At 70.5% G+C, this 9,367-nt stretch carries 4 protein-coding genes and 1 pseudogene; all 5 read right to left on the bottom strand.

Features of this window, described 5'->3' with window-relative positions; all coding sequences use genetic code 11:
• A pseudogene (locus tag BH719_RS09610) lies at nt 1-511 on the bottom strand (NAD(P)H-hydrate epimerase); the annotation flags it as partial.
• A gap of 680 nt (nt 512-1,191) precedes the next feature.
• Nucleotides 1,192-2,091, bottom strand: coding sequence for a GRP family sugar transporter (locus tag BH719_RS04330; protein WP_009743545.1), 900 nt, complete (start codon nt 2,089-2,091; stop codon nt 1,192-1,194).
• A 92-nt stretch (nt 2,092-2,183) separates the two neighbouring features.
• Nucleotides 2,184-4,097 carry a glutamine--fructose-6-phosphate transaminase (isomerizing) gene (glmS, locus tag BH719_RS04335; protein ID WP_009743546.1) on the bottom strand — a complete coding sequence of 638 codons (1,914 nt, stop codon included), beginning with the start codon at nt 4,095-4,097 and terminating at the stop codon, nt 2,184-2,186.
• A gap of 70 nt (nt 4,098-4,167) precedes the next feature.
• Nucleotides 4,168-5,130, bottom strand: a complete 963-nt coding sequence (coaA, locus tag BH719_RS04340; protein ID WP_009743547.1) for a type I pantothenate kinase — start codon at nt 5,128-5,130, stop codon at nt 4,168-4,170.
• Between the two features lie 311 nt (nt 5,131-5,441).
• A complete protein-coding gene (locus tag BH719_RS04345) occupies nt 5,442-9,251 on the bottom strand; it encodes a cadherin-like beta sandwich domain-containing protein (RefSeq protein ID WP_009743548.1) in 3,810 nt (1,269 codons plus the stop codon).
• Nucleotides 9,252-9,367 lie beyond the last annotated feature (116 nt).

Consider the following 9,367-nt stretch of genomic DNA (forward strand, 5'->3'; position numbering starts at 1 on the left):
CCCCGGGTTTGAGCAGGAGCGCCATGCAGGCGGTGCCCGCGTCCTGCAGGATGGCGCACGCGTAGAGCGCGTCGCCCCCGTTGTCGCCCGAGCCAACCAGGGCGACGACCTGGGGTGCGGCGCCCTCCGGCGCGCCATCGTGGGCGGCGCTGTGGGGGGAGGGCGCCAGGGACGGCCCATGCGGCGCGACGGAGGACAGGGCGGCCGAGGGTGCTTGGCAGTCGGACAGGACGGCAGCCGGATCCGCCCCCGAGGCGGGGGCATTGCCCCGAGGAGCGGCCTGCGGATCGGCCAGGGGACCGGGGCCCAGGCGCCAAGGATCGGCTGCGGATGGCCACAACTCGTCGCGGGGCCGTCCGAGCAGGCCCCGCACCGCGTCCGCCACCCCCGTGGCGGCCCGCTCCATGAGGGCATCGGGACGCCCCTGGGCGCGCGCCTCGGCGATCAGGGGCGCCTCCATCCTTCTGACCGTGGCGAAAGTGTGGGCGGGGATCGGTTCTGCGGCGCTCATGCCCTCCATGCTCGCACACCCGGGGCGGACCGGGGATTCGGCGGGCGGCGCCGCCCGGCGGGGGCGCTCATGCCCTCCATGCTCGCATACCCGGAGCGGAGCGGCGCCCGCCGGCGATCCCTGGAGGGCACGGACCCAGCCGCATTGGGGCAGGCAACGGGTCATTGGGGCAGGCAACTGTGCATTGGGGTAGGCAACAGAGCAATAGAAACGGCGCATTGGGGTAGGCAACGGGTCATTGGGGTAGGCAACAGAGCAATAGAAACGACGCATTGGAGCAGGCAACGGGTCATTGGGGTAGGCAACAGAGCATCAGAAACCGCGCATTGGAGCAGGCAACAGGCCATCGGGGCAGGCAACAGGCCACCGGGGCAGGCAATTTGCCTACCCCAATAGGCGGTTCCCTACCCCATTGCCCGTATCCTGCCCCGATACAAGTCACCCCACTCGGAAGGGCTGCACCGAGCACCCGGCACCGCCTTGACCAGTGCCGAGGAGATCACGACCGCCGTCGAGCCGAACACACCCACCACCGGGGAGCTCACGACCGCCGTCGAGCCGAACACACCCACCACCGTCGAGCCGAACACACCCGCCGCCGAGCCGATCACAGGCACACGCGCGTCGGAATCCGGGCCTTCCCCGAATGCCACACCGCCCGCCTCCGGGCAGCCCCGCTCTCAGGCGGCGTCGAGGGACTTGGCGATCCCCGCCAGAACGGCCCCGGCGATCACCAGGAAAACGCCGATGCCCGTCCAGCGCAGCTCCTTCCTGCTGCGCGTCTCGTGCAGCCACAGGATGCCCAGCGGCGTGGAGATCAGGATCCCCAGCTGCGAGAGCGTGAATCCGGTGCCCGCCCCGAGGTTGTTCGAGTTGAGCTGCAGCAGCAGGATCGCGATGCCCCACAGGACGCCGTTGAACACGGAGGGGAACATGCGCCGGTGGCGCAACGACGCCTCGGGGTCGACGCCGCCGCGCCCCTGGATGGCGAAGAACACGGCGGCGTACGCGGTGTAGCCGACGGCCTGCGGCAGCAGGAACTCCTTCGGCGCGATGCCGAAGTACTTGATGATCAGGGGGAAGGCGACTAGGCCGAGGGTCGAGGAGGTGAGCAGGACCGCTCCCCTCCCCCAGTCCAGGCCGGCCGCGTCCGAGCCCGCCTCGGAGCGCGAGAGGAACCAGATCCCCACGATCAGCACCGCGATCGCCGCAATGCCGTAGGGCAGGGCGCCGCCGTGCAGCCACTCGCCGAACAATGCGATGCCCGCCACCGACATGAGGACCAACTGTCCTCCGGTGGACAGCGGCATCGTGCGCGACATGCCGAGCACGGTGTAGGAGCGCAACTGGTCGCACACGCCCAGTCCCAGCAGCAGGCCCGTGCCGAAGGACACCGCGAGGTTGAACGGCGTCCACTGGGGGTGCAGGAACGGCGTGGCCACGGCGGCCATGAGGAGGCCGCCCAGGACCGTGCCCATGACGCGCTGGCGGTCCGACCCCCCGGTCTTGCCCATCAGCGTCGTGGCGACGCCGAAGAACACGGACGGCAGGACGCCGATGAGAATGGTGGTGGGACTCATGATGGCTCCTCCTCGCTAACGGGATTTGCTGTCAATCATCCGCCCCCATCAGGCGGAACGCCGCCCGATGACCGCTAATTCACACACCCCGGCTACTCGACGGTCACCGACTTCGCGAGGTTCCTGGGCTGGTCGACGTCGAGCCCCTTCACGCCCGCCAACTCGCACGCGAAGATCTGCAGGGGAACGACCGTGAGCAGTGGCGCGTAGAGCGTCGGCACTGGCGGCACCCGGAAGACCACGTCGGCGAAGGCGTCCACGGAGGAGTCCCCCTCCTCGGCGACCACGATCGTGCGCGCGCCCCGGGCGCGGACCTCCTCGATGTTGGCCAGGACCTTGTTGTGCAGCTCGGGGCGGCGCGGGGTGGGCACGATGACGATGACGGGCTGCCCCTCGTCGACCAAGGCGATGGGACCGTGCTTGAGCTCGCCCGCGGCGAAGCCCTCCGCGTGGATGTAGCAGATCTCCTTGAGCTTGAGGGCCCCCTCCATCGCGACGGGGAAGCCCACGTGGCGGCCCAGGTAGATGACGGACGTGGCGCCTGCCATGGTGCGGGCGAATTGGCGCACCGCCTCCCCCCGCTCCAGGACGCGCTCGATCTTGGCGGGCACCTCGGCCAGTTTGTCCATGTAGTCGGCGATCTCGTCGGCGTACTTGTTGCCGCGCACCTGGGCCAGGTACAGGCCCAGGATGTAGCAGGCGGCCACCTGGGCGGTGAACGCCTTGGTGGAGGCGACCGCGATCTCGGGCCCGGCGTGCGTGAGGACCACCGCATCGGACTCGCGCGAGATCGTCGAGCCGGGCGTGTTGACGACCGCGACCACCTTCGCTCCCTGCTCGCGGGCGTGGCGGATCGCCTGGATGGTGTCCATGGTCTCACCGCTCTGGGAGATCGCCACCACCAGGGTCTTCTCGGTGACCACGGGGTCGCGGTAGCGGAACTCGCTGGACAGCTCGACCTCGACGGGGATCCGGCACCAGTGCTCGATGGCGTAGCGGGCGACCTGGCCGGCGTAGGAGGCGGTGCCGCAGCCGATCATGATGACCTTGTCGACGCTGCGCAGCACGTGCACGGGGATGCGCACCTCGTCGAGGGCCAGGTGCCCGTGGGAGTCGACGCGGTCCGCCAGGGTGGCTCCCACCGCCTCGGGCTGCTCGTGGATCTCCTTCTCCATGAAGGTCGGCCACCCGTTCTTCGTGGCGCGGTCCGACGAGAAGTCGACCTCGTACTCCTTCGGGGCGACGACCTGGCCGTCGGTGCCCACCACGGTCACCCCCCTGGCCGCGACCACGACGATCTGGTCCTGCTCGATCTCCACCGCGCGCCTCGTGTGCTCGACGAAGGCGAGCGCGTCGGAGCCGAGGAAGTTCTCCCCGTTGCCCAGGCCCACGACCAGGGGCGATGAGCGGCGCGCCGCGACGATCGCGTTCGGGGACTCGGTCGAGACCACCAGCAGGGTGAAGGTGCCCTCCAGCTGCTCCGTCACCGCCCGCATGGCGACGACGAGCCGGCGGGCCACGTCCGCGTCGGCCCCGGTCAGGCCGGCGGTCCCGCCCTGGTACGAGGCCGGGGACGCCCCGTCGTAGGCACGGGCGATCATGTGGACGACGACCTCGGTGTCCGTCTCCGAGGCGAAGACCGCGCCGTCGGCGATCAGCTGGGCGCGCAGGGCGTCCGCGTTCTCGATGATGCCGTTGTGGACCAGGGCGAAGCGCCCGTCGGGGGAGCAGTGCGGGTGGGCGTTGGCCACCGTGGGGCGCCCGTGGGTGGCCCAGCGCGTGTGCCCGATTCCTGCGGTGGCGTCGACGGGGTGCGCCCGGTCGACGGCGGCCCTCAGATTGGCGAGTTTGCCGACCTCGCGGACGACCTCGAGGCGCCCGGGGGAGGCCAGGGCGACGCCCGCCGAGTCGTAGCCCCTGTACTCCAGGCGCGCCAGGCCGTCCATGACGACGCGGCACGACCGCTGCGACGGGCTGCTTGCAATATGACCAACGATTCCGCACATGGACTCAATTGGACCACACCGGGGGGCCGGGGGCACCGGCGAGTGCCCTTCGCCATATGGGCGCGCTCCGCTACTCCTTGCGGATCTTCAGCGACTCCACCCTGTGGTCCGCCCCCTTGGTGAACACCAGTTCCGCGCGTTCGCGGGTGGGGCGGATGTTCTCGCGCAGGTTCGGCAAATTGATCGCGCGCCACACCATGCGCGCCGTGCTCTCGGCCTCCGCGTCGGAAAGGCCGGCGTAGGTGCGGAAGAACGAGTCCTCGCGGGCGAACGCGGTCGCCCGGAGTTTGAGGAAGCGGTCGACGTACCACTGCTCAATGTGGGACTCGTCGGCGTCGACGTAGATGGAGAAGTCGAAGTAGTCGGACACCGCGATGGAGACGGAGCCCGGCAGGGCGCGCGGGGGCTGCAGGACGTTGAGGCCCTCGACGATGAGGATGTCCGGGCGGGAGACGACGGCCTCCTCGCCGGGGATGATGTCGTAGACGACGTGGGAGTACACGGGGGCGCTCACCGAGGGCGCGCCGGCTTTCACGGCGGAGAGGAACGCGATGAGGGCGGCGCGGTCGTAGGACTCGGGGAAGCCCTTCCTGGCGATGATGCCGCGCTCCTCCAGCACTTTGTTGGGGTGGAGGAAGCCGTCGGTGGTGATCAGGTCGACCCTGGGCGTGGAGTCCCACCTCTGCAGCAGCAGTTGGAGGAGGCGCGCCACGGTGGATTTGCCGACGGCCACGGAACCGGCGATCCCGATGACGAAGGGCGTCGAGACGGGGGCGGGTTCGCCCAGGAAGGCGTGGCGCTCCGCCGCTGTGCGCCTGCGCCCGTCGACGTAGAGGTGCAGCAGCGCCGACAGCGGCCTGTAGATCGCGTCCACCTCCTGCATGTCGATGGGGTCGCCCAATGACGCGATGCGGTCGATGTCGTCCTGTGTGAGGGGCAGCGGCGTCCGGTCCGCGAGGCGCGCCCACGCTGCGCGGTCGAAGTCGGCGTAGGGGCTCGCCGGGATCGGGGATGGTGCGTCGAGGGAGTCCACACCCGCATTGTGCCCCACTTCCCGTCGGTTCGGCGCCCTCTCGGTCCGCCCTCCGCCGGCCTGGCGCCCTGTGGGCGCCGGGGCCGCGGCGGGCGTGGGCCGCAAGTCCCAGACGCTCCGGTCCCGGTGGACGCCGGGCGCCGCACCCGCCCGGTGCACCAGCGGTGGTCCGCCTCCCGTGGCGCGTCCCGGACGCCGTGATCGGTGTCCTGCGGACCGGGAGCCCGCCAAGAGCGCCCCTGCGCGGTGTTCTGTGCGCGAAGGGGCGGCGCCCCGGGGGGGTGTCCCGGGGCGCCGCTGGGAGGCAGGGCTCAGCCCAGCCAGGCCCCCGAGGGGGCGAACCTGTGGGAGACCCCGTCGATGGTCCGGGTCCCGGTCGCCATCTGGCCACTGCCCGGATCCAGGTAGTACCAGGCACCGGACTCGCTCAGCCAGCCCGTGTCCATGGCGCCCGAGGCGCCCAGGTGGTACCAGGCCCCCGACACCTCCACCCAGCCGGTGCGCATCGCGCCCGTGCCCGGATCCAGGTAGTACCAGTGGCCGCCCGACTGCGCCCAACCGGTGCGCATCGCACCGTCAGCGCCCAGCAGGTACCAGGCGCCGCCCTCGCTCAGCCAGCCCGTGTCCATGGCGCCCGAGGCGCCCAGGTGGTACCAGGCCCCCGATACCTCGACCCAGCCGATCAGCATCGCGCCACTTCCCGGATCCAGGTAGTACCAGGTCCCCGAGACCAGCGCCCAGCCGCTCGCCCGCGCGCCCGAGGGGGAGTAGTAGTACCAGGCCCCGTTGTCCTTGTGCCAGCCCGTCACCATGTACCCGCGCGCGTCGAACCTGTAGGTCTGCCCGTCGACGACCAGCGTCGTGGACACCGGGTAGGTGCCGTCGTCGTAGCGGTACCACCAGCCGAAGAACCCCTGCACCCACTTGCCCGCCTTGGGCCCGGGCGCGGGCGGGTCGGTCGGATCCTGGGAGGGCGCCCCCGTCGGCTCGGCGGTCGGATCCGCAGTGGGCGCCGCAGTGGGGTCCGAGGTGGGCGCCGGAGTGGGCGCGGGGGTCGGATCCGCGGTGGGCGCCGGAGTCGGCGTGGGACCGGGGGCAGGATCGTCCCGGGTCACCCAGTAGAGCAGGCGCGAGTCGCCGCCGCCGACGGCCTTGAGGGTGACGGTGGAGGTCTCCCCGTCGCCGAGGGCGACCTCGGTGGTGGTCGCGGTGGAGGGGTCGACCAGCATGAGGCGCGAGTTGGCGGACGGCTTCTTCACCGTGAGGGTGATGTCCTGGGCGGTCTCGGCGAAGGAGCCGTCGTCGGTGCGCGGGTCGAGCAGCATCGAGGGGAACTTGGTGGTCCCGGTGAGCGCGTTGACGACCATGAACCCCTTGGGGACGGTGGTCGAGGCGCCGAAGATCTCGGCGGACTTGGCGGCTTCGAGGCCCTCGAGCTGGTCGAAGTAGCCGACCACCACGTCGCCGGGCTTGCCGCCGTTGACGGAGCCGGTGTTCGTGACGCTCATGTCCACCAGGCCGGCGCCCTGGTTCGCGGCCACGGCCTCGTCACCGGAGGCGAAGTTGCCGTAGCGGTAGCCGCTCAGGACCGGATCCTCGTCGCGGCCGTCGTACTGGCCGGGTTTGAGGGCGACGAAGGTCGAGTCCATGGCCTTCGTGTACTCGCCGATGTAGCGCACGGAGCGGAAGATCCTCGTGAACTCGTAGAAGGAGCGGGTGGGCGCGCCGTCGTGGTCGATGATCGAGGAGCGGTCGTAGCCGTTGTACTCCATGCGGAACAGGCCGAACCACTTCTGCCCGGTCGCCAGGCCCAGGGAGGGCACGATCGCCTTCTGCGAGGCGGAGACGTTGGCGTCCCAGTTGTAGTCCAGGTACTGGCCGTACAGGATCGGGCTGGAGCCGTCGCCGGTCAGGCCCTTGAGGGCGTACTCGCGCTGGGCCTGCCACGTCTGGTTGTTGAGCAGAGAGGTGACGACCCTGTCGGGGCCAGGACCGCTGGTCGTGGAGTAGTAGTAGGTGTCCCAGCTGAGCAGGTCGGGTTTGACGGCGCGCACGTAGTAGTCGAGCACCTGCGGCCTGCGCCACGTGTAGTCGTCGTACTGGTTGGAGTGGACGAGGGCGCCGGGGTAGGCGGTCTTGGACCACTCGAACCACTTCTGGTAGTAGTCGCCCTCCGTGTTGTCCCATTGCTTCTCGTCGCCGTACTGGATGTCGACCAGGGTGCTGGCGTAGGGCTTCTGCGCCTCGCTCAGGAAGTCATGGGGCTCTCCGGCCGAGGCGATCCCGTTCTTCCCGAAGGGGGCCTTGGCGAGCGCCCAGGGGGCTCCCTTGCCCAGGGACTCCATCATCGCGGTGTTGAACAGGGGCAGGTCGTAGAACATGGGGAAGGCGCCGCCGGTGAGGCCGCGCTCGTTGGCGTCGAACCCGCCGCGCCCGTAGCCCTCGGAGGGGACCCAGGCGGGCATCATGACGCCGTACTGCAGGGCGAGCGCCTGGGCGCGGTTGACGCCCCACTTGCCTTCGCCCGGGTCGAAGCCGGAGTAGCGGGCGTCCGCGGAGTTGTCGGCCCCGGGGGCCTTGGGGGCGCTGCCCTCGGGCAGGCCCCACACCTCGACGTCGTCGAAGCGCACGGCCGTGGCGATGTTGGCGGGGGTCTGGGGCTCGGTCCCGGTGTTCATCCACACGCGGATCCTGTGGGCCAGGTGGTAGGCGTTGAAGTCCCAGTACCACAGGCCGCGCGCGTCGCGGGTGAGCGAGGCGTGGGTGACGATGGTCTTCCATTCACCGCCGTCGGCCTCCTGGATGGCGATGGCGACGGAGTTGCCCCCGTGCCAGCCCTGGGCGTTGCCGGGCAGCGACGGCCAGCCGAAGCCGTTGACGCGGTGGACGTAGCGCTGCCCGTCGAGGGTGAGCTCGAATCCGGTGGTGGACCCGTCCCAGTGCTCGGAGCGGACCAGCGGGTCGACGGTGACGGTGGTGTTGCGGTCCCCGTCCACCAGGGCGCGGTTGTCGGCCTCGCTGCCGCCGTTGAGGGCGGCCGTGGCGGGCACCAGGACGTTGCCGCGGAAGTCGGTGTCGGTCTTGGTGATGTTGACGACGTAGGTGGCGCTCTGCCCGTCCTTCGTGACGGTCGCGGTGATGGCGTTGATCCCCTTGGCGAGGTCGAGGTTCTTCACCCGCCCGTCGCCGTCGGGCTTAGCGCCGTTGATGGTGGCCTCGGCGCCCGGTGCGGTGCGGATCCGCGCGGAGACGGTGGCCGAGTGGTAGTAGCCGGTGGCGGAGTAGGTGTGGGTGCCCGGGGTGAACTCGACGGGGGCGCCGGGCTCGCCGTAGGGCAGCTGGTCGATGACGAAGTCGGTGACCAGGGAGTCGGATCCGCCGCCCTGGAGGGGCTCGGGGACGTTGGGGACCTCGGGCCTGGGCTCGGGGCCGGGTCCGGGCTGGGCAGGGTAGGTGGTGATCGCGTTGCCGTCCGAGTCGCAGGGCAGCAGTTTGATGTCGGACAGGGCCATGTCGTTCTTGGAGGCGACCAGGGCGGACAGGCCGGTGAGGGAGATGACGGGCGCGGTGGTCCTCGGGAAGGTGATGTACTGCTCGTCGTTGGTCTTGGCCAGTGCTCCCGAGGCGTGGGCCAGTTCCGTGCCGCCCTGCCATTGGCCGCCCCGCACGGACTCCTTCCACGCGGCGAGGGCGTCCGCGTCCGAAGCCGGGTTGCCCGGATCCGCCTCGAAGGCGTGGATCCTGTACTCGGCGGGCAGGTGGTCGTTGCCCATCGTGGAGTCGTAGGTGGGCCTGGCGGTGACCCCTATGCCGCACGCCCCGTCCTGCGCGTTGGGGTTGCGCATGGCGAGGGCGTGTGGGAATGAGTCCCCGCCGTCCTTCCATTTGGTGGTCCAGAACGTGACGGCGGCGCCGCTGCGGCCGGTGTCGTCGTCGGTGAGGGCTTCGATGTGCCCGTTGAGGCCGGATTCGCCGACGAGCTCCTCGGAGGTGGCCCACAGGACCTCGGGGTGGAAGGGGGCGGGCTGGGCCGGTTCGGCCAGCGCGGCCTGTGCGGCGCTGAGCGTCCCGAGCGCGAGTGCTGGTGCGAGGAGCGCACCGACTATTGGTCTTCTCCTCATTCGTCTACTCCTTCGTGGATGTTGGGTGGTGGGGTGGTGTCGTCGCAGTGTCCGTGTTCCGCGTTGCTCGCGTGTGAGTCCCTGCCGCCGCCCGCCTGCGCGGCGCCGTCGCCGGG

It is taken from the genome of Pauljensenia hongkongensis, assembly GCF_001746855.1.
Lineage (GTDB): Bacteria > Actinomycetota > Actinomycetes > Actinomycetales > Actinomycetaceae > Pauljensenia > Pauljensenia hongkongensis.

What these genes read in the sequence shown, in the direction of transcription:
- glmS (WP_009743546.1), bottom strand. Translation starts at nt 4,097, where the DNA reads ATGTGCGGAATCGTTGGTCATATTGCAAGCAGCCCGTCGCAGCGGTCG.
- BH719_RS04345 (WP_009743548.1), bottom strand. Translation starts at nt 9,251, where the DNA reads ATGAGGAGAAGACCAATAGTCGGTGCGCTCCTCGCACCAGCACTCGCG.
- BH719_RS04330 (WP_009743545.1), bottom strand. Translation starts at nt 2,091, where the DNA reads ATGAGTCCCACCACCATTCTCATCGGCGTCCTGCCGTCCGTGTTCTTC.